Below are 23,623 nucleotides of genomic sequence, written 5' to 3'. Positions count from 1 at the left end.
TTTGGGACAGTTGGAATAGGGGGGAAGTTACACGATACGGGATGAGGTTTAGCAGCTGGGGCGCTGGGTTACCTGCACAAAAGATCCATTCTCACTTATCGTGACGCCTCAACAGCAACGCCCCGATTCGCTTGTGCTCCGATCGCGAGCTGCGAAGCAGTTCTTTCAGATCGTTGAGGTAGTAGTGCACGTTTGCCCAGTCTGGCTTGGCGCTTGCTATCTCTGCTCCCAGCCCGTCGATCTTCTGTGCCAACTGGTTTTGAATACTGGTGACATGATCGAGCCTCGGCTTCACCAACTTACGCTGGTTATCATCCAGCGCGGCGACAAAGGCACTGTGTCGAGAAGACACCGTCTCTAGTGCCACGCGCATCGCTTCCGCCTCTTCGACGGACACCTGCGGGTAGAATGGCCATCGCGTCCCGGGACCAGCCAAGCGGCTTGCGAGCCTATAAGCACCCTGATCGGCTTTTAGACAATCCGCATACCCGGCTTGCAACGCACGGGGTCCATCGATTGGAGACTGCTGCGACGCTTCGGCCGGAGGCGAACCAGGAGTTTGCGTAGCCTCGACATAGAGGGTGAGAACCATCATCCAGAACGCGAGGCGAAAGAGAATCCGCATGGTACCCTCACTCAAGCTGCACTGTGCCAATTGGTGCCGCAGTTATGAGGCCAGAGTTGTCGAGTGTGTGGCATGATCAGAATATCGGCATCTTGATGTTTCCCCAGAAGCTTCGTCGAGGAGGAATGACAACCCCGATTACTCGCTGTTCGGAGAGCGATATGTCAGCGATGCATATGGCTGTCATTTTGCCCTCCAAAGAAAACACCTCTGCGCGACGAATCGGCATTCCTTGCGGGCTATCGACGCGGGAAAATACAACGCGGAACTCGTTCTGATTGGAACCCATCAGATCGACTCTTGGATCCTGTTGTGAAAAAGGAACAAGCCACCATCCCAGTTCCAGGATGGAGTGCAGGCTGATATCGCCCGCTTTCATGTGAGCGGAACCGACATCTGCAAACATACCCATCATGGCATAGTCCTGGGGAAGAATGTGGGATACGAAGGTAGCGCCATGCTCCTTGGCTAAAGCTTCCTGCACACCTTCGCCGGAAAGCGCCAGGCTGAGCGCCTCGCGTAGGGTGCCGGAGGGCATGGGATACACCGAAACAACCTCGATGCCGGACGGGGCGGTCAGTCGCGCAACGTGCTCCAAGGTGTAATAGCGGAGCCCGGCGATAACCAGCACCAGCGCCCACACCACAGCGATGAGCGCCAGACAACGGGCCCTGGTTGGGCTGTGTACCCGGCCGAAGACCATGCGATACAGCTTGCCGCCTGGATTTCCGGGGAGGAACATGGCCGTGCGCCCTCTATAGTCTGCGTATCCAGGATCGACCGTAAGCATATGCCGTTCTTCGATTTTGGCCAGCCAGTAATAGGCGATCAGCATTCCTACAAACAGTAAGAAAATGATGAGCCGGGGCCACATGGTGAATAGACCGAAACCGGCAATGGCCAGGCACACGTACTGAGGATGCCGAACATAACGGTACGCGCCCCAAGCCACAGTTTTCCGGCGTAGTAGTTTGGCTCCGTAGATTTGAATGGCACAGATAAAGAAACCAATCAGTCCCAAGCTGAATGCATAGCGACCGATGTTCCAGCGGAGGAATTCGAGCAAGATGCTGTTGGTCACTACCGAATGGGGCAACACGAAGCCCGTCAACCACGAGGTTGGCCCGTACCGGTCCAGCCACTTGAGAATCGGGCCGTAAGCAGAATAGAAGTAAAAGGCAATTGGACTCAGCATGATGACGACTTCAAACATCACCAAGCCATAGACGATGCTCGCAGCGCGCAACACCCAACGGGGAGTAAGCTTGCGCATCGGTTCTGCTTGTTGTACTCGGACGCTACTTTCGACTTTAGAGGTCATACCACTCCTGTGTACCCGCCACGTCATCGGCTATGGAGCAGCCCATCGCCCAAGCTAGGGACCGATAGACAAATCAAAGACAGACACTCACAACCCGCTCACCGGCCGCCAACCGCTAATCCCTTCCAGATTGCACTTGTTGAATTAGCTGCAGCACTCGGTCTCGCTCTGGGTAGTTTGGATTTGTGCTCAGCAACTTGTTCCAGGCCTCAAGAGTCCCCTTCGTATCCTTCTTGCCGTGCCATCTCACAATCCCCATATTGAATAAGGTGTTCGGATGGTTTGGCCGATAGCTCAATGCGCGCTCGTATTCTTTCAACGCATGGTCGGCATCGCCCGAATACCAGATTGCCGTTCCCATGTCCGTGCGCACATCGGCATCGTCCGGCTTGATGACGAGTGACTTTTCGTAATACTCAATTGCCTTCGGATATTCCTTGTGGTCGTAGTAGAGATTCCCAATCTTGCTTAGCAGCGTGGCATCGTTGGGCCTTGTCTTCAGCTCAATCAACAGCGGTTCGACCAGCCTGGATGTCAGTTCCGGTGTTGCCTTAGGCTGGATAAAGCTCTCCGAGGGAATAGACCCGGTCGCGGCAGATACCGAGGTGCTTACGTTCGCCGGACTGACTCCTTCGGAGCCTCGGACGAGGTACCCCACCGCAAGACCAAGGATCAGGGTGACTGTAGCCAGCACATATGACTGCGTAGAGGTCCAGTATCCGGCAGACGGGAGATCTGCCGGTCTTTTATGACGACTCATATCGAACTCCTGATCGTTGCTATTTGGTGGGAGTGATTTTAGAAACCTTGAGATTGGGGCCGTCGATCTCCCCAATGACTTGCACCTGCTTACCGGCAAGCTTTTCCAATTCCGTCGCCTGCGCCTGCAGGGTGTAAGTCTTGTCCGCTGTGACGAGCGCATACTTGCTCTTCGCCTTGATACATTCGCGAATGCACTCGGCGTCGGTTTTGCCCGGCATCATGTGCTTGCGGCCGCACATGGAATCCGAAACAACGCCTTTCAGTGTCTGCTCGGCCGCAACGAGTGGGTAAGCACCTAAGAACATGACGATCATGGCAATCACTGTTTTCGCGGTAATAGTTTTCATATTCATCTCCTATGTCTGTGTAGTGTGTTGAATGCTTGCTCTGCTGGAGGCAGGAGAGGGAAACGCAATTGTGCGCGCATCTCCGTTCGATCGCTCCTCAAGCTTCCCATCGCGGATGTGCAGCACCCGATGAGCTGCCGCAGCGTTGTCTGAGTTATGCGTTACCATGAAGATCGTCTGTCCTTCATGGTTGAGGCGGAGAAAAACACGCATGATCTCCTCCCCCGTCTTGCTGTCTAGTGTCCCGGTGGGTTCGTCAGCAAGAATGACCGGAGGGTTATTCACTAATGCCCGAGCAATGGCAACGCGCCCTTGCTCCCCTCCCGATAATTGATTAGGAAGACGATCTCGCTTTTCTGCCAGACCCACCTGAGCCAGTGCCGCCACAGCTCGTCGCGTCTTTTCCGCCGAATTGAGTCGCACTGTCGCCAGGGGCAGCATTACGTTTTCAATCGCTGTCAGGTACGGCATCAGGTGATGCTGCTGAAAGACAAAGCCCAAGTATTCGCGACGGAAATCCGCCCTCCGCTCGTCGGTAAGCGCATAAACATCAACTTCATCGATGAGCACGTGCCCCGCAGAAGGGTGATTCATCGCTCCGAGGATCGTCAGCAACGTGCTCTTTCCCGATCCCGAGGGGCCCATCAGGCAAACAAACTCGCCTTCCTCGATCGCGAGGGAAACATCGGACAACACGTATGTCTCTTGTTGCTCGCTGCTGCCGTAAAACTTTGTGATCTTATCCAGTTCAATAAATGACATATCCAAGTCCCTTAGATCGAACGCACCGCGTCAGCCGGGTCCATCCGCGAAGCGCGGGTGACGGGGTATAAACTGGCAGCAACACTCACCAGAATCGAAGTGACTACGGCTGCTGCCAGCAAATCGGGCCTTGCTTCAGGAGGCGCAGCGAATTCGGTAAAGTAAGGCAGCACAATCCAGCTGCCCCCGGTTCCAAGAATCCAGCCAACGGTTCCTCCCATTGCGCCGACCGCCAGAACTTCCAGAATGAGAGCCTGAATGATGTGCCACTTTCGAAAACCGATAGCTCGCAACACACCAAATTCCCGGGTGCGCTCGACGACCGAACCGGTCATCGAGGTGAGAATCATCAAGGTCGCAATCAGAAGCACTACAATGGAGACGACCGCTGAAAAGCGTGACAGACGCTGCACCATTTCCACTCGCGCTTTCACCGCCTGCTGAATCGCCGAGACCTTCGCATGAGGCAGCTTTTCGCGGATTTGGTTGACGATGTCATCGATTGGACAATCCTTACAGAGTGCACTCACCTCGATGGCGTCGATCTGTCCTTCCCGCTTCGCGATCTGCTGTATGTGCACAAGTTTTCCGAAGATCATCTTGTCTTCTGGGCCGCCCGTCGCGTGGAGCACGCCAGAAACACGGTGATCGACGCCAGCGATCTTGATGCGCTCCACCGAAATCCGGAATTGATCGTCGGGAGCAGCGGTGTGATGGGTACTGTCTGCCCCTTGCGCAACCGCGTTCTTGTTGCTCTCGCTTGCAATCAAACCGAGCGCCTTGGCGATCTCAAAGCCAACCAAAAGCTCCGTGTCGGATGCCGGCACAGTTCCTTCGAGCCGCCACCATCGTCGTAATCTTTGTTCATTCTTAAAATCAACCCCCGCCAGGATCACCTTCTGGCCATCTACATCGGCATAAGCGAGTGTTTTCGGCGCCACCGCGCTCAGGCGTCCTTTGTAAGGGATTTGGTGAATCCGCTCGAGGTCCTCATTAGTGAGTTGGTGGACATCAAACGCAACCCCACTCACCGGCACGCCACCGTAGTCGAGAGCCATCGTGTTCGACTGGGGAAGGATAAGAATATTGGCGCCGAAGCGATCCAGTTGGCCTCCTATCTCCTCCTGGATCGAACGGGTCAGCGTGGCGAGCGCCACGACAGTTCCCACACCGATCGCAATGCCGACTATCAGGAAGATGGCCTTGCCACGACGTCGGTTCAAGTTCGCAAATGCAATCGTACTAATTCGCATAAGTTAGACCTAAAAGAGCACAGTTCTTTGTTCGAGCTCAGCAGTCTGAATAACCAGGTCGCTCCCCTGAATGGCCCGCGGGATCCCGTCCGGGTTGCAGCCCCCGGTGACTTCATTCACCGCAGCCGACGGGAAGTGCCGGCCACACTTCCTGCAGACCATGTCATCTCCCTGCTGGTAGTAACCTTTCTTTCCGCGGAAACAGACATCGCAGGCATCCGCCGCGGCTCGATAGACCCCGTCGGAGCTCTTGATCACGAAGAAGCGGACCAATCGATTGTTGCTGGCTTTGTATTGATAGAATTTGGCGTTCCCATCGCTTACTTCAGATAGCGGTATCCTGACCTCGTTATTGACGGCGATAACCTGTTTGCCTTTATTATCTGCTCGTTCACCCCGGCCAAAGGCGAGGAATGCGATGACCAACACGCCGGCCACGACGACCATGCCGACTGCCCAGCGAAAACTGTTGTTTTGATTGCGACCAGAGAACTGCTGTCTCTTTGCTAGCCGTTGTTCATTATGATGATGCGACATACCTGACTCCGATAAAGAAATACCTATAAGTCGGAGGGCGGATTATCCGCGCCTCCGAATTCATTCACTCCGCCTTCTGGTCTTTCGCTTTCTTCCCCATGCAATTCATGTTCTCCATGTGCTGCATCGAATCCGCCTGCATCATGGGACACATGTTGAGGTGCTGCTTGAGTTGATCCACGAGCGAGCTGACCTCAGCCAATGCCTTCTGCTTGCCTTCCAGCGATTCCGCCTGCTGGGCGTCCATGACAGCGGCATCGAGCTTCGCCAAGGCGTCCTTAGCCTCCATCATGTGGTGTTGACATGCGGCTGTCGTCTCCTCCGATGAGCTCACGGCTGGTTTAGCCGCTGGGTTGTGGTTGTGCTGAGCCCATACGGACCCAGTAAGGACGACGACACCGAGTATGGTTAGAAATGCTTGCTTTACTTTCATCTGACTGTTCTCCTTCTTCCTGCTTCACTTCATCAAAGCCTGATCCGCAACTCGGACGACGTCTTTGGTTGCGATCACGATCATCCCGCGCTCTTCTGCAACCGGTACTTCCGGAAGAGGGCACTGGCCCTTCGCGATCCTTGCAGCCAATGCGTCCTCCGCAAAACGCATTGGCTGGTTGCATACACCGCAGAACAACTCGTTCTGTTGGGCATAGCTCTTATGACCATGACGAGAGCAAACCGTGCAGTTCGATAAAGCCACGTGAACCCGATCTGGCAATCGCTTCACCGCGAGAGTGATTCCGGTTCCGGAAACACGAAACATTCGCAGCTGGCCGGCCGGAAAATCCGCCGAGCGGAATCGAATCTCATTGCCCTCCGGTATATCCATGACTGCAATGTCGGAACGCTTGGGCCGCTGGTCCAGGTACAAGCGAACGGCTGCTGCCAGCATCGTTAGCGCAAGAAATCCGCAGAGCGCCCACACCGGCCAGAAGACGTACTTGCCACCGACACTCTTCTTTTTGGCGTAGAGTCCCATTCTGTTTAATCTCCGGCGTCCGTCGAGGCATATACCCGAGCGCTGTTGTCGAGAGACACTCGTGTAATCGGTTCAGGCAGCTTGGGTTCCCCGACGCTTCCGAGTTGCCTCATTACAGCCAGAACGGCGGGGACGTATTTGCGTGTCTCCTCCGGTAGCACTCGCTTCAGGCGCAACACCTCAAACTCACGCGATCCTGAGCGAGTGATGGCACGAGACACCGCGTCTTCTCCGGCGTTGTAAGCCGCCAGCGCCAGCCGCCAATCTCCAAACAGCTCCAGAAGCTCGCGTAGGTATTGAGTGGCGGCCCACGTCGCCTTCTCCGGATCCAAACGTTCATCCGTGGCGCCGTCCACAATCAGTCCGTAGCGCCGGGCCGTGTCCGGCATCAACTGCCACAGTCCCCTGGCGCCTGCGCGGGAGAGCGCATCCGGTTGGCCGCCACTCTCGACTTTCACCACTGCCAAAACTTCAATCGGCAATCCTTGCGCTTTCAAAATGGGTTCTATCTGTTGGCGCAGTTCCTGCCACCGGCGACTCCGTGCCATCAGACCGAGAGCTTCCGCTGGCTGTGGCAAGATAGCCGTACTAGCTACTGGGTTGGGAACAGCGGCGTCGTGAGCGGAAGCAGCCGTCAGGAGGCGATCGGCCGTTCCGCTCAGTGACTGCGTCAGGTCGGCAAACTGCTCCTCCACGGCACTGGAAGACTGCGCCAAGGCCCCGGTCGCCATCATTAGCGTCGCGAAAAGTAGAATCCGTTTGCCGTATTTGCTCATGTTCTCTGCTATGCGCTCGTCAGTTGCTCGACCGGTGTGGACGAGTTCTGCTCGTGTTTCAGTCTCGGTTTGACCTCGAAGTTCCACTTCCAGATCGCGAAGATCGGGGGATAGATGATCAGTTCCATCAAAAACGAAGTAAGAATCCCTCCAATCATCGGAGCCGCGATGCGCTTCATCACATCGCCGCCGGCTCCCACCGACCACATGATCGGCAGCAATCCGAACAACATGCAGGCCACGGTCATCACCTTCGGACGAAGGCGCTTGACGGCCCCCACCACGATGGCTTCACGGAGATCGTCCCAACTGCGCATCTTGCCTTTGTTGATCGCATCGTGATAAGCCAGATCCAGATACAGCAGCATGAAGACCGCCGTTTCCGCATCCACCCCAAGAAGCGCGATCAATCCCACCCAGACGGCAATGCTCATGTTGTAGTTGAGGAGATAGAGGAACCAAATCGCTCCAATGGCGGAGAAAGGAACCGCCAGCAGGATGATCATCGTCTTCACTGTCGACTTCGTATTGAAGTACAGCAGCAGGAACACGATGAACAGCGTTACCGGCAGCACGATCTTCAGCCGCTCCTTGACGCGGATCATCGACTCGTACTGACCGCTCCAGACAAGCTGATAGCCCACGGGGACACTAACCTTCTCGCTAACCACTTTCTTGGCTTGCTCCACGTAGCTGCCAATGTCACGGCCGGACACGTCGACGTACACGTAGCCGCTCAACCTGCCGTTCTCGTCGCGAATCATGCCGGGACCGGTTTTCAGAGAGATATCGGCAATCTGCCCCAACGGGATCTGCGCGCCCGACGGCGTTGAAACCAACACGCGCTGTAGCTTGTCAATGTCGCTGCGATAGTCTCGCAGGTACCGAACATTGACCGGGTACCGTTCGCGACCCTCTACGGTCGTGGTAACGTCTTCGCCTCCGACGGCAGACATCAATACCTCATTGGCATCATCGATCGTCAGACCGTACCGAGCGAGTTCGTCGCGTTTAAGATCGAAGTCCAGGAAGTATCCACCTGTGGTTCGCTCGGCGAACACGCTGGTTGTACCCGGAATGTCCTTGAGCGCCATCTCGATTTCTTCGCCAACCTTCTGTACCTCCCCTAAGTCGGAACCGAGGATCTTGATACCCAACGGCGTTCGCACGCCGGTAGTGAGCATGTCAATGCGTCCCTTGATGGGCATGGTCCATGCATTGGCAATGCCTGGAATGGTGAGCGCTTCGTTCAGACCGCCGGGACCATAGATCAATTCTTGTGTTGTTTTGTGGTCCGGCCAGAAACGGCGGAGCATACCCTGTAGCCAGTCAGGAGCCCATCTGGAGTACCAGCGTGAGCGCTTCGGCCATTGCTCCTGAGGCTTTAGAACTACTACTGATTCCATCATGGCGTACGGCGCTGGATCAGTTGAGCTCTCGACACGGCCCGCTTTGCCAAATACGCTCTGCACCTCCGGGAAACTTTTCATGATCTTGTCCTGGATCTGGAGAATGCGAGATGCCTCGGTAACCGACATGCCTGGCAGGGTGGTTGGCATGTACAGCAACGTGCCTTCATCCAGCGGAGGCATGAACTCAGAACCAAGCTTGAAGAACACAGGAACCGTGAGTACCATCGCTAGCACCGCAGCCGCAATCGTCTTCCACTTGTGTTCGAGGACAAACTCAACGACCGGGTGGTAGATCTTCATCAGTGGACGGCTGATGGGATGATCATCTTCGCTGTGAATCTTGCCGACCAGAACGGCATTCACGATTTTGGCCAGCCACTTCGGGCGGAAAGTGAAATTATCCATCCGGGTAAACAGCAACCGCATGGCTGGATCAAGAGTTACGGCCAGCACGGCCGCGATCGCCATGGAAAAGTTCTTGGTGTACGCCAATGGTTTGAACAACCGGCCTTCCTGCGCTTCCAACGTGAAGACGGGAAGGAAGGAGACGGCAATCACCAAAAGTGCGAAGAAGCTGGGTCCGCCCACCTCCTTAACGGCGGAGATAACCACCTGGTGGTAATCCCCCGGGCGGCCTTCGGCGTTCCAGTGCTCAAGTTTCTTGTGGGTCTGCTCAACTACCACAACGGCGGCGTCCACCATGGCCCCGATCGCGACAGCGATTCCTCCCAGGGACATGATGTTGGCTGTCATGCCGCTCAACTGCATGGGGATAAAGGCCAACACCACGGTGATTGGAATCGTGATGATGGGAATGATGGCACTGGGAAAGTGCCACAGGAAGATCATGATCACCAGGCTGACGATGATTAACTCCTCAAGCAGCGTGTGTTTGAGGTTTTCAACCGAGCGATCGATCAGATCGGAACGATCGTAGGTGTTGACAATCTTCAAGCCCTTCGGCAGAGTTGGCTCCAGATCTTTGATCTTCTCCTTTACGCGTTCGATGACTTTCTGAGCGTTCTCGCCGAAACGCATGATCACCACGCCACCAACCGTTTCACCACGGCCATCAATTTCGCCGACACCACGGCGAATCTCAGGCCCGTAGGTGACGGTGGCGATATCGCGCACGAGAACCGGTGTGCCGGTCTGGGGATTGTTCATGACCACGATCTTGCCGATGTCATCCAGCGACTTGATATAGCCGCGGCCCCGCACCATGTATTCCCGACCGCTCATTTCCACCAAACGCGCGCCCACGTCGTTATTGCCCTTCTGGACCGCTTCCACGACCATGTTGATCGGGATCTTGTATCCGAGCAGCTTGTTGGGATCGACATTGACTTGGTATTGCCGCACGAAGCCGCCCAGAGGAGCCACCTCGGCCACCCCGGGAACCGATTGCAGGGCGTAGCGTAGGTACCAGTCCTGGTAGCTACGCATTTGCTCCAGACTGTACTGACCGGCAGTATCGACCAGGGCATACTGGTAGACCCAACCGACGGCAGTGTCATCCTTGGCAAGCTCTACGTTCACTCCTTTGGGCAATCGCGGAGTAACGGAACTCAGATATTCCAGGGTCCGGGAGCGTGCCCAGTAGATGTCGGTACCTTCTTCAAAGATGATGTAGACATACGAGTACCCGAAATCCGAGAAACCACGAATGTCCTTGACTTTGGGTAAACCCAGCAGGGCTGACACAATCGGGTAAGTGACCTGATCTTCCATGATGTCTGGGCTGCGATCCCATCGCGAATACACAATGACCTGTGTATCGGAGAGATCAGGGATAGCATCCAGTTTGGTGTTCTTCAGCGAGTGCACGCCAAAGAGAAGGGCCACGCCAATGAAGAGAAACACCAGGAATTTGTTCTTGGCGCAGGCTTCGATAAGATGATCAATCATTGCTGAACCTCTTTTGCAAGCTCGGGAAGACGACGGATGACGCCCCCATTCTCTTGAACAAAACTGCGTGCCTGTTGCTCGGAAGTAAACGCAAAAGCTCCAGGAGCGCAGCGATCAAATGTCATTTGTAACGGCTGTTTACTCTCGTCAGTCATCGACATGTCGTGGTCGCACGCCATTGCTCGACTGTCTTCTACGAACCAGGCATCGGCCGGATTGATGGTTCGGCCGGATGTGTAATCGGTGACCGATACCAATCGCAGCGGTTGCTTCTCTTGACGGGCCTCGGTGACCGCACAACGAGCGCAACACACGTGCCGCTGTTTGCCTCCAAGTACGGCCACAACCGCCAGTTTCGGGTTTACGTGTCGCCGGCAGATCCCACAGAATTCACGTTCACGCCGACGCATCGACCAATCTCCGGCCATGAACAGACCACCCACGATAACCAGAACTACCAGCGACACGATGGAAGCTTTTTTCGCCATACGCCCTCCTCAGTGCTTCATGCCGCCCATGGCGCTCTTCAAACGGCTTTCCGAATCAACCAGGAAGTTGCCGGAGGTGACGATCGTGTCACCTGCCTCGAGACCGGAAAGTACGGCTACTTTCCCGTCCAACTTTGGACCAATCTCGATATTCCGCGGCTCGAATGTGCCTCCGTCATGCACCAGGAACACATACTGCTTGTCTCCGGAATCCATCACCGCCTCTTGTGGTACGACAACGTGAGTGCCGTAATTGATCTTCAATTCCACATTGGCGAACATCTGGGGTTTGAGTTCGAAATCCGGGTTTGGGACCTCGATGCGTACCTTGACCGTGCGGGCTACGGGGTCAACCGTCGGATAGATGTAGGTGATCTTGCCGGTATAGGTTTTGCCGGGATAATAGCTAAGCTGCATGTCGACGCTCTGGCCGACTTTGACGAACGGCACTTCATACTCGTACACGTCGGCATTGACCCAAACCTTCGATAAATCCGTGATCTGATACAGATCCATATCGGGCGTGATAGCCGTTTGCGGAAATGCCTTGCGCTCCATCACGAAACCGTCAACCGGGGAGTAAAACGTCATCGTGCGCGTTACTTCTCCCGTTCGATCCAAGCGGTGAATCTGTTCGTCGCTGATGTCCCAAAGTTTCAGCCGCCGACGGGCGGATTCGAGCAATGACTGGGCCCCTTCCGATACCTCCTTGAATTGAGAGCCACCCATCGTCTTGTCGCCCCGCTTGGCGATGAGATACTCCTCCTGGGTCGCCACCAAGTCGGGGCTGTAAACGGTGAACAGCGGTTGCCCTTTCTTTACCAGCTGACCGACGTAGTCGACATACACTTGGTCGATGTAGCCACTGATCTTGACGTGCACGTGCGCAATCCTGGTTTCGTCTGCCGTAAGTTGTCCGGTTGTGCGCACGCTGCGGACCAATGGCTTGCGCTCGACGGTCGCAGTACGCACGCCGATAAGCTGTTGCTTTTCGGTAGAGATCTTCACCGTTCCCACAGCCATCGCCGCCTCACCCGTATCCTCGTCGGCATACTTCGGCACGAGTTCCATGCCGCAATCGGGGGCTGTTCCAGGCTTGTTCGCCTTGTAGACGGGGTGCATCGGGTCGTACCAGTACAAGACTTTGCGTTCCTTATGTCCGGAATGGCCTTCCGAGGACGAGCTAGCGGCAACTTCCTCTTCCGCATACTTCGGGACCAGATCCATGCCGTCCGGAGCCTTCCCGGGTTTATCGTAGGTATGCGTCGGATTCATCGCGTCGTACCAATACAGCACCTTCTTCTCTCCGGGCGTAGCTGAACTGGAGGCCGTCTGAGTCGAGCGAAGCCGGTGAAATGCAGTAACAATCTTTCCTCGATAGATAAAACCGAGAACAATGACAGCGGTGAAGACCGCGGCAATGATTACGCTCTTGCGAACCATGAATGTGTGCTCCTGTCGTAAATTGCAGCTGACTTTCGCTCAGTGCGCTCAAGCTCTTTTCCCATTTCATCGAGCACGGCGATGAGCTGCTTCCTGATTTCTTTGGGCAATGTTTCGAATTGTTCCTTAAGATCAGTCAAAATCTTGGCACCTGTAGAGTTCCGCATACACTTACCTCTTTTCCGTTTGCACATCAGTCGTCGCCTTCGCCACCGTCGGGTCCACTCCCACCAGGGCTTCAATCCGAGCCAGAGCCGAATCGAAATTGGCGAGTTCGCGGTAGTAATCCACTTGGTAGTTCAAGAGTGTGGTGAAGTTACCGATCACGGTGAGGAAATCGACGTTGCCGACCTGATAAGCCGACATGGAAGATTCCAGGGCAAGCGAGGACTGCGGGACCACGCCTTCAGAATAGAGGCGCAACAGCTGGCTCGAAGCCTGGGCTGCGAGGTACTGCTGCTTCAACTCGAAGTTCAGTTCATTTTGCCGATTGTCGCGACTGCGCTCGGCGCTGATGCGCTCTTCCGCCGCTTGACGAACCGCCTCGCGCTGTTTCGTTTTGTAGAAGATCGGAATATTCACGCCGAACGTGAATCCATTCATGTCCGGCATATCAGGACGCTGCTGATACATGTAGCCGACCGTAAAATCCGGGTAGTAGTCCCGCTTGGCTAGACTGATGGCAACATTGCTCCGCTGCACTAGGGTCTGCTCTCGTTGCAGCAAGGGATCGGCCGCACGGGCTTGCGCATATAGAGCTTCCAGACTGATGGCCATCTCTGGCACCGGCAAATCGGCTGCTGGAGGCAACGGTGATTCCGGATCTCGTGCCAGCAGTGTGTTCAGGCGCACCTGAGCGGTCTTTTTCTGTTGCTCTAAGACCGTCAGCTTCTGCAAAAGCAACGAGATCTCAACCTGTGATTTCAGTACGTCCTGCTGAACACCTTTTCCGACGCGATAGCGAGCTTCGGCAATGCTGGCGAGCTTCTGCAGCAGTTCCTTGTTCCGTTGCGTGGTTTGAATTGCCTTGTCCTGGAAGGAATAGTCGTAATAAGCCACTTTGAGATCAGCGACAACGCGACGACGAACGGCCTCGTAGTCCCAAGTTGCGGCTTCCACTTCTTTGCTCGCCACTTCACCACGCAGCTTTAGCTTCCCTGGGTACAACAGCTGCTGAGACACGCTCACAAAACGTGAACTGGATGGGTCGCCATTTTGAACGCTGAAAGGAGTAATATTCCCGGCCCAGCCAGTAGAAACGGTTGGATCGGGCAGTGTGCGAACCTGTGGCACGCGGCGCCGTTGCGCTTCGACTTGGTGGAAGGCCGCCTGTACGGAAGGGTTCCTTTCGAGCCCTTCTCGAATCACATCATCCAGTGTCAGCACAGCCGCTGGTGGGTTCGCATTGGTTGGCGACGCTGGGGCAACCTCTACCTGGACCTGCGAACCGGCGCCTTTGTCGGCCGCAAGCGTCCAGCTTGCAGCCCCCAACACTAAGAACAGTATTAATCGTACCTTCTTCATTAAGTTCACTCGGAATCTGGAGTCACCACCAGGCGGTTACACAGCGCCCGGTGAGATTGAACACTTCACCGACTAGTTAATCGGAATTACGGAGCAGGATGATTAGAGAAACAAGATCAGATTCGAAGGACAAAAGCTGAGGAAAGACTTGCGGAATAACACGATTCCTGCACAGCTGGAGATGTGCCAGCAACCGCGAACACCAGAGCCACTGCTTCGGTGGTGCTGAAAACCATGTCTGCAGCCATCGTCGTTGGTACCTGGAGCTGTGCCACGGTTTCGGGACGTGAATTGGAGATAGTGCAGCAGTTCGTTCGCTCTGGAATGCTGTTCAGGGCTGACTGCAGATTGAACGATGTGTCAGCCGGCACGCCCGCGTGCGCCATCATCGGGCAATCGGGAGCGCAATGCTCGCGGCGTTCGCTTTGTTGGCTACGGTCACAACGCGCCGAAATCGGAACAGACCCAACAAAGATCAGGACCGCCAGCACCACCGTGACGAATTTGAATTTCCGTGCCATTGCTATTTTGATCAGAATATCCCGGTGAATCACCTGCGTCTGTGACCTCAATCACACCGGAGATTACGGTTTGAATCAGCTCGGGAGTTCGCCAGTATCAATGCAGTTGCCATGCCAAACGGTTGATCTTGTGTTTCCCTGTAACTAGCGAGGCAATCGTGGACCTATCTGTCCCCCGGTGCCCCAAATCGGGCAGTTGCGTGCCGCAAATAGTCCGCTCACGCTGGACAGAGTACTACGTGTCCTAAGAAAGATAGCGCGTGCGAAGTCGGGGATGAAGCTCTTCATTGATTCAATCGCTCTCGGTCCTAAACATGCAACGTTCAACACGTATGGCTCATTGGAATGAATGGAATGACGCCGCGAATTACTGCCTGACGGCATGGGTAAGGGCGGACACGGCTCTGGAGTCGTACCTGGATAGCCGTACCCGGCGGCAGTTGTTGTCCGGTGCTAGAATCCGCGTCAAGATCATGAACCGACATCTCGTGCGTATCCTCGTCGCTGGAGTCGCGGTCGTAGGCGTCTCGGCATTGCACTACTATGCGGCGACCTCTCATATGCTTCTCCATCAACTCCTGCAAAGAGCCTATTACATACCGCTTTCGCTCTTTGCACTCTGGTACGGATGGAGAGGGGGACTGATTGCCTCGGTCTTTTGCGGCATCGTCTATATCCCTCATATCTGGATGGCTTGGCATATGCATCCCGATTTCAGTGCCTCGCAATACATCGAGATTGGGATGTTCTTTCCGATCAGCCTCATTATCGGCATTCTTTCCGATCACGAACGAACGCAACGATACAAGGCGGAAGCTACGGCCCAGCAGTTAAGCGAGGTCTACAAGCAGCTGCAGGACAGTTTTGAGCAACTACGACGCGCCGACCGACTCTCGGCACTGGGCGAGCTGGCCGCAGGACTGGCGCACGAGATCCGTAACCCGTTGGGAGCAATCGATGGGGCCGTACAGATTCTTCGACGGGAAGAATTGCCGATCGCAACCAGAAGGGAATTCGCAACCTTGGCCGTGGCTGAAATCGAACGTCTAAAGAATCTGGTCAGCAATGTCTTGGACTTTGGCCGCCCCGCTCCGCCGCGCATCGTCGAAACCGATCCGCAAATACTGGTGGATTCGGTGCTCAAGCTGCTTGCTGAAACCGCCAAATTAGCCGGAGTGACCGTCAAGGCTGAGGTCGGTCAGGTCAAGGATACAATTCGTGTCGATGTGGATCAGATGAAACAAGTGCTGCTAAACCTTGGGTTAAACGCCATTCAAGCGATGGGACCTGGAGGAACGTTAACCTACAGGGCATTCAGCACCAGTGACTTTGTTGAACTGGAGGTTGTTGACCAAGGGCGAGGCATACCGGAGGCCGATCTGGAAAGGATCTTCAACCCTTTCTATACCACCCGGGCCGAAGGGACAGGAATGGGACTGTCGATTGCCTATCGAATCGTTAGCCAGCACAAGGGGCATATCCGGGTCCGACGAAATAATGATCGTGGAATGACCTTCACGGTAAGACTCCCGTTTCCCGATGCCCAAGTAACCGAGAGGTTGGGATCATGAAGCAAGGTTCGATTCTCATTGTGGATGATGATCCGGGACAGCGCAGGATCATTGAATTCTGGTTGCAGGAGGCCGGCTACGAAGTCACCACCGCAACCGATGGCTTAAATGGTCTGAAGGCGTTTCAACAACACTCGCCCTCCGTGGTGATCACGGACATGCGCATGCCAGCTATGTCCGGCCTGGACCTGATGGCCAAGGTCAAGGCGATTGATGAAGATGTCCCCGTTATCCTGATCACCGCGTTCGGTACGGTTTCCGATGCCGTGGACGCAATGCGACTTGGCGCCGCTGACTACATTTTGAAGCCAATTAATCCGGAAGAGCTGAAGCTAAGTGTTAGCCGGATGTTCGAGCGCCAGCAACTAGTCGACGAAAACCGTTATTTGCGAGACTTGGTCGGCACCGAGTTTCAGTTCTCGAGTTTGATTGGAAGTTCCAAGAAAATGCGGGACGTGTTAGCGATAGCTGGTCAAGTAGCTCGCCGTGATAGCACAGTGCTGATAACCGGAGAGAGCGGAACTGGCAAGGAATTGCTGGCCAAAGCCATCCATCAAAACAGCCTGCGAGCAGGAAAGCCGTTTATTGCGGTCAATTGCGGGGCTTTACCGGAAACGCTGGTTGAATCGGAACTGTTTGGGCACACGAAAGGCGCCTTCACCGGTGCCGCCGGTGATCGCGCTGGAAAATTTGAAGCCGCTAACGAAGGCACTATCTTTCTCGATGAGATTGGCGAACTTCCGCTCAACATGCAAGTCAAGATACTGCGAGTTTTGCAGGAGCGGGAGGTGGACAAGATTGGTAGTTCCCATCCGGTCAAGGTCAACGTGCGAATCATTGCCGCGACAAACCGGGACCTCAAAACGCAGGTAGAGGATGGAAACCTTCGTGGAGACCTCTACTACCGACTGAGTGTCATTACCATCGAATTGCCGCCCTTGCGTGAGCGTCGGGAGGATATTCCACCTCTGGCGGCGCACTTCTTGAAGCGGTTCTCCGAACGCTACAATACTGGCAGGCTGAGCTTGGCTGATGATGCCATGGAACTACTCTACAAATACGACTGGCCGGGAAACATTCGCGAACTTGAAAACGTCATTGAGCGGGTATCGGTCTTAGCCGTGGGCAACCAGATCAGTGCGTCTGATCTTCCTGCCGAAATCAGGACGGGCCGCAGCCGGATTGCCTCCATCGGTTTGAAACTCCCCGATGAAGGCATCAGTCTGGAAGAAGTGGAGAAGGAGATCCTTGTACAGGCACTCGAGAAACACCACTGGAACCAGACGCGTGCTGCCCGTTATCTCAACATCAGTAGAAAGACCCTGATCTATCGAATGGAAAAATTCGGTCTCGTCGAGCGAGATACCTCGACAGAACAGGAGCCTTTTTCCGAAAGCTCGGGTTAACCTGCCTTAAATCAGGAATCGATTGTCCGAAATGCGTCAGCGCCCAATCTCGCCAACCTACTTCGTCGGCAATTTCACTGGGTTCTTGATTGGAATCGAGATTGCATAGATGCAAGAGTAAGAGGCAACAGCAGCAGCCATGGGAAGAGCCGCCCTCCCCCACAGTACACAGACGGCTCACCACGAGCACCGCAAGGAACTGGCAGCCCCTCGCCCCAAAGCACAGTGCCTCCTTGCGGTGCTTTTCTTTCTTAAGAATTTGATCTTCTTTACAAATCTGAGGTGTCGGCCAGCACCCGCTGAATGGCACGCGAGTTTTCGTAAGCTGTCGAGATGAGTTGTGACGCATCCGGCGGGAACTGACTTTGGTAACTCGTGAGCAGCAACTGGAGATTCGTGTGGACAAGCATGGAAGGCGCGGCGATCCGTCGTCGGAGGGCGTCGAAAGAAGCTAAGAGCTGTCGAAAATCGCGTTCCTTGCGATTTCGTTGCCACAGGAGCACGCCGAGTCCTATTCCCAGCAAGAGAAACAGTGTACGGTACACTGCCATAACGAGCGAGGGTCGAGTCAACTCGGCCAGCCAATCACCTTCCCCCATGGTAGCGTGCATCGCCACATCAATCAGCGATGCGCCAATTCCAAACGAGATCCCAAAGACGATCTCTTTGTAAGTTCCAAGCCGAGACATTTCTTTCCCACCTCTTCACCACCGCATTCCAAGACTGCAAAGCTACGGCAGCGCCCTAGCTGGCTTGTGCCCCTCAATTGCGAGAAACACGTCCAAGTACGCGCTTCCGATTCGATCAATGACAAACCCCGCGTTTCTGACCGTCGTCGCTGTGTCCCGGTTGATACTCGGCCCTAAGAACCGCATGAAGAAGTTCATCATATCCTGATTCAGTGCCACCGCCGCGTTCCTGCTTCGTACGTGTTCAAACATCAGGAGGTTTCCTCCAGGCTTGAGCACACGATAAAGCTCTGAAAGTCCTAGGCCAGGATCGGGTACGCTGCAGAAGGTAGATGCAGTTGCGATCGTATCAAATGCTGCATCCTCAAACGGTAGCTTCTGAACATCTGCGTTCATCAGAACCAGTATTCCGTCATATGTCTTCGCCCGAGCGTGAGCTCGCTGCAACATCTCAGGATTGACGTCAACAGCAACAATGCTACGATGCGGTGGAAAGTTGGCGAAATTCAATCCTGAACCGGCAGCGACAAACAGAACCCGCTCTCCCATCTGCGCGAACAGCCGGCGCTGTGGACATGCCCTCCTGTGCGCACCAGCCTCTTCTAACAAGTCATACACCCAAGCGGGCGTGGGGATCGTGAAAGAAGGAGGCTTCGATACTGATCTGGTTTGCAATTTCGAAGCGACTCCATTCGGCCGTCGCCTAAGGATGGCATCCATCAGAACAAAGCCCGCACTGATCAAGAGGCCGACCGTCGCTCCGGCAACGAGCCTGCTTACTTGCCCCATCGGCATCAAGGCGACGATCATAGCGCCCATCGCAACGAAGGTCCCCGGAATCATTGCCTCCAGTGAGCCGGTTACGCCGCCGATCAACAGAGAGAACATGAACTGCAGCACCATTAGGATCGACATCGATGCGAGAAGGCTCCACGGAAGAGAGACGCTGTTGGGAATCAATAAATCATGGAGCGCGACAATCAAAAGTGCCAAGATCGTCCCAGAGGTGATGTCGAGGCACCAGAATCTGATCGAGACGTGCTGATAGTTGCGACAATGACGAATGTCTTCAACCGTCCGCGAACACCTCTGGCAATCGGACTGTGCTGTGGCCGCATCGCTCATAAGTTGTGCTCCCTTCTCAGAAACGCATGTCCATGGCTGTCAACGGCACGGTGGCTTCGACGGTCTTGCCCTGTCGGTAGAGCCGCAACTTGAGCAATTCGCCCGGGCGAGCGCGAAGGAGGGCTTTCGCAATGTCAGCAGACGTGGTCACTGCAGATCCATTGATCGCCACAATAATGTCCCCACCAAGCGTGTATGGCTTCTGCCCGACTACTACTACCCGTTTGCCGGTGCGCAAACCAGCGATTGCAGCAGGAGAATTCGGCAAAACCTCTTCCACCAGGAAGCCACGCTCCAGTGGAATTCCGAAGAGCTTGGCTATGCCGGGAGTAAGCTCACTTCCGCTGAAACCCAACAGCGGACGGTAAGCGTGACCCATCTCAATCAAATCGGGAATGACGGCCCGTGCCAGGTCGATCGGTATCGCAAAGCCGACATTCTGGGCACCGCGGATCACAGCGTCGTTCACCCCAATGACCTCACCCGAAGTATTCAGGAGTGGTCCACCACTGTTTCCGGGATTGATGGCGGCATCGGTTTGAATAATGGCGTCGGCCAATTCAAGTGCCGAGTCGTCCATCGTTCGCTGAACGGCGCTAATTACCCCTACACTGAGCGTGTTGTGCAGCCCAATCGCATTCCCGATTGCGATCACCTTTTGTCCAACCTGCAAGGATTCTGAACTGCCTAGTTTCAGTGGAACCAAATCTTCCGCTGGGGCCTCAATCTGGAGTAAGGCAAGGTCCAGCTGTGGAGCGGTTCCTATCAGCCGTGCGTCGAAGCGCTTGCGGTTCGACAGGGTTATGGCAATCTCATCCTTGTCTTTTACGACGTGAAAAGCTGTAATGATGCGTCCCGCTTTGTCGATAAGGAACCCGGTCCCAGTACTTTCCTCAATAGAACGCGACTCGAAGGGGGAAGACAGCATGAGTCGTGCCTTAATATGCACAACTCCTGGACTCGCCTGTTTGAATACCTGAATCGTGTTCTGCTCATCAGCCAGCAACGGCGCCGAGGAGATTTGCGCCGACACTAGCACCCGACTCATCAACAATATTGCCGCAAGCATGATCACTCTCGATGATCCATTCACAGTCACTCTCCTAGAGCTAGACCGGCTAACGGGTCCCTACAGTGCAATTTTGTCGCCAGGCTCTTCCGAAGTGAAATCAAGTAACTCAGCTTCCAGGTTGCTGTTGCTTTGCTGCCCACTGGGGCTGTGGCGACCCCTCGGATCCATGATCGTTGTCGCCCGGGTTGGCAGGGCCTGCCTGTGCAGGAGTTTTTCGACGTAGGAGGGGACCAGTTGAGTTTCTTCCCAGCCGTGCGCCCGCCTCGCGCGCAAGTAAGCGTTCGCGAATATTGTCGAATTCGCTGGTACTCACGATATAGGTCTCTCGGTCCGAGAGATAGTCGGCGATGACTGCTTGCGCTGCGATGATACGATCGCTCGTTGGCGGATGCGTCGAAAAGATGCGGGCCAAGCGAGAACGCGGCGCCGGATGGTCGACACTAACCCGTTCGAACAACTGCACTAGACACGTCGGGTCATATCCGGTGCTAAAGGCATATTCCATTCCCAGGAGATCTGCCTCAAGCTCTGCTTTACGGCTGAACCTCAACGAAGAGAGTGGGCCCGCGATTCCCGTGACCTGCCGGATGATGCCTCCCGCCGGAACGAACACTAGGGGAATGGTCGCGAGAGTCAGGAATACTCCTTTGGTTTCACTTTTGGTGCCATGTCGGGCAGCCACGTGCGCAACCTCGTGGGCGATCACTCCGGCCAGTTCCGCTTCATTCTGTGCTGCGGCGATTAGCCCGCTGTTCACATACAGGTAACCGCCTGGCAATGCAAACGCGTTCACTTCATCGTTGTCGAGAACTCTTATCCTGAACGGGATTGTCGCGTCTGAATGCCGAACAATGTTCTGTGCCAGGCGATTTACGTACTGAACAACTACATCGTCATCGAGAAACTTGCTTTCCTGATCTATCGCATTTGCGAGTTCGCGTCCCAGGCTTTGCTCTCTTTCGATGGAATAGATGTTGATTCCGCTTCCAATTCCCCGATCGCCGATTCGGTTGACATCGTATTTTGGGGACAGCTTGCGCCGCCGCTTTTCTTGCTTTTTCTTTCCCCCCGATGGAACGCCACGCTCTGCTTCTGCCGAGATATTGGAATCACGCGTTGAAACGCTTGCAGTTTGAGCGTTCACCGAACCGGACATCAGTACGGCGAGCACTACGGCGAGAGAATAGCCGATCACGGGTCGCATACATGCGTCCTCCCGTTCCATCGCTGCCCATCCTCGATGCACGTGTGCTGCCAGTTAACAGATTTCTTCTAAGGCTAACTCCCCACGATGCGGTTTATCGCTGTAATAGAAAGAACAGCGAATACCGAGGCGCAAGAGCCAACTACTGGGTGCCAAATACGCCAGTCGCTGGCCTATATGGGACAGAGGTTTCGCGCCGTTGCTACCTTTCGTGCTCACCACATGCTCGATTGAGCACGAATTAGCACGAACTACGGGCTGAGCTTCATAACCCGTGGTTGGCATTGTTCTTGCTTTGAGAAATAGCGAGGCAGGACCCATGACGATCATTACACCACCAGAAAATGTTATTGCGGTACAAACGGCAATGAGCTTTGAGCAAACGCTCGAATCTCTGCGCTCTGAATTGGCACTTCGGGAATTTCGCATTCTTTTGGAAGTGGATTTCACCAAGGAGTTGGATAGTCGTATTGGTGTTTCGGCCACCCGTTATGTCGTCTTGATTGCCTGGCATCCGTTTTCTGCGTATCAGGCGATCCTCAGTGACTCTAACGGAGGACTGGTGGTGCCGTTCAATGTGGCGGTTTATCAAAATGGGGGTGTTACGATTGTCTCCGTATTGGTTCAGCCCTCGCTAATGTCACATGCTTCGTTAGGTATGCGCGTGCTGGGGCAAGAGTTGAACCGGAAGATGCGAGATGTTCTACTGCACCTCGGAAAACATGAACGACAGACACTGGAAAACACGAATGTCGTTAGCATGCACAGGTGAATGGGTGTGATCATTCATGTCTCAGATCCCAAACGATTGGGGAAACTGCGTTGTGAACAAAGCATTCGAAGGGATCGATCCACCGGTGCGGGAACTGAGCGCAAGGTTTTAAGTGAGTTCTTAGCGCGCTGGGTATCGCAGGCCATCAGGCGGTGAAAACTGGGTCTTCCAGGGTAGCCACCAATGAGGGCCTGCGTACTCTTTTTGAGGGGGCTAGTCGTGAGCGGCCCGGAATCCTGTAGCGCCTTAATTTCCCTTATGATGCCGATGAGCAAAGGCCATCATGGATAACAAGATAGTCATCAACAGGATTCCACCCGCTGAAACATAACGCCAGTAGCCACCTTCACGCCACAGGTACATGAAAATAACCAAGGCAAACAGCCAACGCGCCCCTCTGCCGACTTGTTGTGCTGACAACATGTTGGTTTGTACCCCAGCGCCGCATCTGAGCGCAACTGCCAAACTTCATAAAATGCTTTCATTACGAACACCGGCGCCTGCTGCCAAGCAGGCGCCCAGATAGATCGAGGCTCCGCTCCTTAAAACACGTGCGCGACGCTCTCCCCCGCAATTTCAACACGCGTAATTCTGCGTTCGCCTGCGTTGTTCGTTGTATACACGGCGGTCTGCTTTGCCTTTTTGGCCAGAGGCTCCACCGAGCACTTGATTTCGCCTGCTTCTGAGGGCGTTGCGGGATTACTGGACATCATTGTGGTATGTCCCTTGAAAGCAATGAACTGCACGAAGTGATCAGAACCGGAATCGCGATGTTGGATCTGGTAATGACCAGGCTTAAGCGTGACATCTGCTACCTTGGTTTGCTCGCTTAAGACGATCTGGCCTTTCTTGCCAGCCTTGATGATTTGGTTTTGCGCGACCGCCGAACTGATAGCGGCAAGTAGGGTGAGAAAGACAAACAATAATCGTATTTTCTTCATTCTGAGTCTCCTGATTAGGTTGTAGTAATTCCTGTACTCTGCATCTCGATTCGTTGATCTCCAGCGCTTCTAATGCGGTCGATGAGGCCTGTATCTCAGCCAACCAAAGCGAGGTTTCAAAACAACATTAGGACGCGAGTAGTAGCCATAATGATTTGCATACAAACCCGGCGCCGGTCCGTAATGCC

23 protein-coding genes are annotated in these 23,623 nt (G+C 54.7%); 3 read left to right on the top strand and 20 right to left on the bottom strand.

What is annotated here, in order from left to right; translation table 11 throughout:
• Positions 1–91: 91 nt before the first annotated feature.
• The 15 genes from VN577_08575 to VN577_08505 all read right to left on the bottom strand — a co-directional run bounded on the left by VN577_08575 (position 92) and on the right by VN577_08505 (position 14,655).
• Complete coding sequence (locus tag VN577_08575; GenBank protein HWR14869.1) at positions 92–625, bottom strand: hypothetical protein; 534 nt, start codon at positions 623–625, stop codon at positions 92–94.
• A gap of 76 nt (positions 626–701) precedes the next feature.
• Complete coding sequence (locus VN577_08570) at positions 702–1,898, bottom strand: methyltransferase (GenBank protein HWR14868.1); 1,197 nt, start codon at positions 1,896–1,898, stop codon at positions 702–704.
• A gap of 163 nt (positions 1,899–2,061) precedes the next feature.
• Positions 2,062–2,706, bottom strand: a complete 645-nt coding sequence (locus VN577_08565) for a tetratricopeptide repeat protein (protein HWR14867.1) — start codon at positions 2,704–2,706, stop codon at positions 2,062–2,064.
• 19 nt (positions 2,707–2,725) lie between these two features.
• Positions 2,726–3,055 (bottom strand): hypothetical protein, encoded by a 330-nt coding sequence (locus tag VN577_08560; protein HWR14866.1) that lies wholly within the window; start codon positions 3,053–3,055, stop codon positions 2,726–2,728.
• Positions 3,056–3,064: 9 nt separating this feature from the next.
• A complete protein-coding gene (locus tag VN577_08555; protein HWR14865.1) occupies positions 3,065–3,817 on the bottom strand; it encodes an ABC transporter ATP-binding protein in 753 nt (250 codons plus the stop codon).
• Between the two features lie 11 nt (positions 3,818–3,828).
• Positions 3,829–5,070, bottom strand: coding sequence for an FtsX-like permease family protein (locus tag VN577_08550; protein HWR14864.1), 1,242 nt, complete (start codon positions 5,068–5,070; stop codon positions 3,829–3,831).
• 9 nt (positions 5,071–5,079) lie between these two features.
• Positions 5,080–5,517, bottom strand: coding sequence for a DUF2318 domain-containing protein (locus VN577_08545; protein HWR14863.1), 438 nt, complete (start codon positions 5,515–5,517; stop codon positions 5,080–5,082).
• Positions 5,518–5,671: 154 nt separating this feature from the next.
• Positions 5,672–6,040: a hypothetical protein gene (locus VN577_08540; GenBank protein ID HWR14862.1), complete on the bottom strand. Its 369-nt coding sequence runs from the start codon at positions 6,038–6,040 to the stop codon at positions 5,672–5,674.
• 24 nt (positions 6,041–6,064) lie between these two features.
• Positions 6,065–6,583 carry a Fe-S-containing protein gene (locus VN577_08535; protein ID HWR14861.1) on the bottom strand — a complete coding sequence of 173 codons (519 nt, stop codon included), beginning with the start codon at positions 6,581–6,583 and terminating at the stop codon, positions 6,065–6,067.
• Between the two features lie 5 nt (positions 6,584–6,588).
• Entirely contained in the window at positions 6,589–7,359 is a 771-nt protein-coding gene (locus VN577_08530; protein ID HWR14860.1) for a lytic transglycosylase domain-containing protein, read from the bottom strand.
• Between the two features lie 8 nt (positions 7,360–7,367).
• Positions 7,368–10,679: an efflux RND transporter permease subunit gene (locus tag VN577_08525; GenBank protein HWR14859.1), complete on the bottom strand. Its 3,312-nt coding sequence runs from the start codon at positions 10,677–10,679 to the stop codon at positions 7,368–7,370.
• Positions 10,676–11,167 (bottom strand): hypothetical protein, encoded by a 492-nt coding sequence (locus tag VN577_08520; protein HWR14858.1) that lies wholly within the window; start codon positions 11,165–11,167, stop codon positions 10,676–10,678. The genes VN577_08525 and VN577_08520 overlap by 4 nt, the downstream gene beginning before the upstream one ends.
• A 9-nt stretch (positions 11,168–11,176) precedes the next feature.
• On the bottom strand, positions 11,177–12,610 hold the full coding sequence (locus tag VN577_08515; protein HWR14857.1) for an efflux RND transporter periplasmic adaptor subunit: 1,434 nt from the start codon (positions 12,608–12,610) through the stop codon (positions 11,177–11,179).
• A 171-nt stretch (positions 12,611–12,781) separates the two neighbouring features.
• Positions 12,782–14,134 carry a TolC family protein gene (locus VN577_08510; protein ID HWR14856.1) on the bottom strand — a complete coding sequence of 451 codons (1,353 nt, stop codon included), beginning with the start codon at positions 14,132–14,134 and terminating at the stop codon, positions 12,782–12,784.
• 116 nt (positions 14,135–14,250) lie between these two features.
• Positions 14,251–14,655 carry a hypothetical protein gene (locus tag VN577_08505; protein HWR14855.1) on the bottom strand — a complete coding sequence of 135 codons (405 nt, stop codon included), beginning with the start codon at positions 14,653–14,655 and terminating at the stop codon, positions 14,251–14,253.
• Positions 14,656–14,942: 287 nt separating this feature from the next.
• Here VN577_08505 and VN577_08500 point away from each other — a divergent pair, with 287 nt between their 5' ends.
• A complete protein-coding gene (locus VN577_08500; protein ID HWR14854.1) occupies positions 14,943–16,226 on the top strand; it encodes an ATP-binding protein in 1,284 nt (427 codons plus the stop codon).
• 20 nt (positions 16,227–16,246) lie between these two features.
• The gene (locus VN577_08495) at positions 16,247–17,632 is read left to right on the top strand and encodes a sigma-54 dependent transcriptional regulator (protein ID HWR14853.1); all 1,386 of its coding nucleotides are present in this window, start codon (positions 16,247–16,249) and stop codon (positions 17,630–17,632) included.
• A 269-nt stretch (positions 17,633–17,901) separates the two neighbouring features.
• Here the strand turns inward: VN577_08495 and VN577_08490 are convergent, their stop codons facing one another.
• The 4 genes from VN577_08490 to VN577_08475 form a co-directional block, all read right to left on the bottom strand.
• Positions 17,902–18,321 carry a hypothetical protein gene (locus VN577_08490; protein HWR14852.1) on the bottom strand — a complete coding sequence of 140 codons (420 nt, stop codon included), beginning with the start codon at positions 18,319–18,321 and terminating at the stop codon, positions 17,902–17,904.
• Positions 18,322–18,363: 42 nt separating this feature from the next.
• A complete protein-coding gene (locus tag VN577_08485; GenBank protein HWR14851.1) occupies positions 18,364–19,446 on the bottom strand; it encodes a methyltransferase domain-containing protein in 1,083 nt (360 codons plus the stop codon).
• Positions 19,447–19,462: 16 nt separating this feature from the next.
• Positions 19,463–20,515, bottom strand: coding sequence for a trypsin-like peptidase domain-containing protein (locus VN577_08480; GenBank protein ID HWR14850.1), 1,053 nt, complete (start codon positions 20,513–20,515; stop codon positions 19,463–19,465).
• A gap of 109 nt (positions 20,516–20,624) precedes the next feature.
• Entirely contained in the window at positions 20,625–21,722 is a 1,098-nt protein-coding gene (locus VN577_08475) for a M48 family metallopeptidase (protein ID HWR14849.1), read from the bottom strand.
• A 319-nt stretch (positions 21,723–22,041) separates the two neighbouring features.
• Between VN577_08475 and VN577_08470 the strand changes: the two genes are divergently transcribed.
• On the top strand, positions 22,042–22,494 hold the full coding sequence (locus VN577_08470; GenBank protein ID HWR14848.1) for a DUF302 domain-containing protein: 453 nt from the start codon (positions 22,042–22,044) through the stop codon (positions 22,492–22,494).
• A gap of 542 nt (positions 22,495–23,036) precedes the next feature.
• On the opposite strand, the gene VN577_08465 is transcribed toward VN577_08470, so the two are convergent.
• Entirely contained in the window at positions 23,037–23,435 is a 399-nt protein-coding gene (locus tag VN577_08465) for a hypothetical protein (GenBank protein HWR14847.1), read from the bottom strand.
• Between the last annotated feature and the right edge of the window lie 188 nt (positions 23,436–23,623).

The sequence above is a fragment of the Terriglobales bacterium genome, from assembly GCA_035561515.1.
GTDB lineage: Bacteria > Acidobacteriota > Terriglobia > Terriglobales > Acidobacteriaceae > DATMXP01.
The sequence above is the reverse complement of the archived record's forward strand: the minus strand, read 5'-3'. Positions and strand labels throughout refer to the sequence as shown.

What these genes read in the sequence shown, in the direction of transcription:
- VN577_08575 (HWR14869.1), bottom strand. Translation starts at nt 625, where the DNA reads ATGCGGATTCTCTTTCGCCTCGCGTTCTGGATGATGGTTCTCACCCTC.
- VN577_08570 (HWR14868.1), bottom strand. Translation starts at nt 1,898, where the DNA reads ATGCGCAAGCTTACTCCCCGTTGGGTGTTGCGCGCTGCGAGCATCGTC.
- VN577_08565 (HWR14867.1), bottom strand. Translation starts at nt 2,706, where the DNA reads ATGAGTCGTCATAAAAGACCGGCAGATCTCCCGTCTGCCGGATACTGG.
- VN577_08560 (HWR14866.1), bottom strand. Translation starts at nt 3,055, where the DNA reads ATGAAAACTATTACCGCGAAAACAGTGATTGCCATGATCGTCATGTTC.
- VN577_08555 (HWR14865.1), bottom strand. Translation starts at nt 3,817, where the DNA reads ATGTCATTTATTGAACTGGATAAGATCACAAAGTTTTACGGCAGCAGC.
- VN577_08550 (HWR14864.1), bottom strand. Translation starts at nt 5,070, where the DNA reads ATGCGAATTAGTACGATTGCATTTGCGAACTTGAACCGACGTCGTGGC.
- VN577_08545 (HWR14863.1), bottom strand. Translation starts at nt 5,517, where the DNA reads ATGGTCGTCGTGGCCGGCGTGTTGGTCATCGCATTCCTCGCCTTTGGC.
- VN577_08540 (HWR14862.1), bottom strand. Translation starts at nt 6,040, where the DNA reads ATGAAAGTAAAGCAAGCATTTCTAACCATACTCGGTGTCGTCGTCCTT.
- VN577_08535 (HWR14861.1), bottom strand. Translation starts at nt 6,583, where the DNA reads ATGGGACTCTACGCCAAAAAGAAGAGTGTCGGTGGCAAGTACGTCTTC.
- VN577_08530 (HWR14860.1), bottom strand. Translation starts at nt 7,359, where the DNA reads ATGAGCAAATACGGCAAACGGATTCTACTTTTCGCGACGCTAATGATG.
- VN577_08525 (HWR14859.1), bottom strand. Translation starts at nt 10,679, where the DNA reads ATGATTGATCATCTTATCGAAGCCTGCGCCAAGAACAAATTCCTGGTG.
- VN577_08520 (HWR14858.1), bottom strand. Translation starts at nt 11,167, where the DNA reads ATGGCGAAAAAAGCTTCCATCGTGTCGCTGGTAGTTCTGGTTATCGTG.
- VN577_08515 (HWR14857.1), bottom strand. Translation starts at nt 12,610, where the DNA reads ATGGTTCGCAAGAGCGTAATCATTGCCGCGGTCTTCACCGCTGTCATT.
- VN577_08510 (HWR14856.1), bottom strand. Translation starts at nt 14,134, where the DNA reads ATGAAGAAGGTACGATTAATACTGTTCTTAGTGTTGGGGGCTGCAAGC.
- VN577_08505 (HWR14855.1), bottom strand. Translation starts at nt 14,655, where the DNA reads ATGGCACGGAAATTCAAATTCGTCACGGTGGTGCTGGCGGTCCTGATC.
- VN577_08490 (HWR14852.1), bottom strand. Translation starts at nt 18,321, where the DNA reads ATGTCTCGGCTTGGAACTTACAAAGAGATCGTCTTTGGGATCTCGTTT.
- VN577_08485 (HWR14851.1), bottom strand. Translation starts at nt 19,446, where the DNA reads ATGAGCGATGCGGCCACAGCACAGTCCGATTGCCAGAGGTGTTCGCGG.
- VN577_08480 (HWR14850.1), bottom strand. Translation starts at nt 20,515, where the DNA reads ATGCTTGCGGCAATATTGTTGATGAGTCGGGTGCTAGTGTCGGCGCAA.
- VN577_08475 (HWR14849.1), bottom strand. Translation starts at nt 21,722, where the DNA reads ATGCGACCCGTGATCGGCTATTCTCTCGCCGTAGTGCTCGCCGTACTG.
- VN577_08470 (HWR14848.1), top strand. Translation starts at nt 22,042, where the DNA reads ATGACGATCATTACACCACCAGAAAATGTTATTGCGGTACAAACGGCA.
- VN577_08465 (HWR14847.1), bottom strand. Translation starts at nt 23,435, where the DNA reads ATGAAGAAAATACGATTATTGTTTGTCTTTCTCACCCTACTTGCCGCT.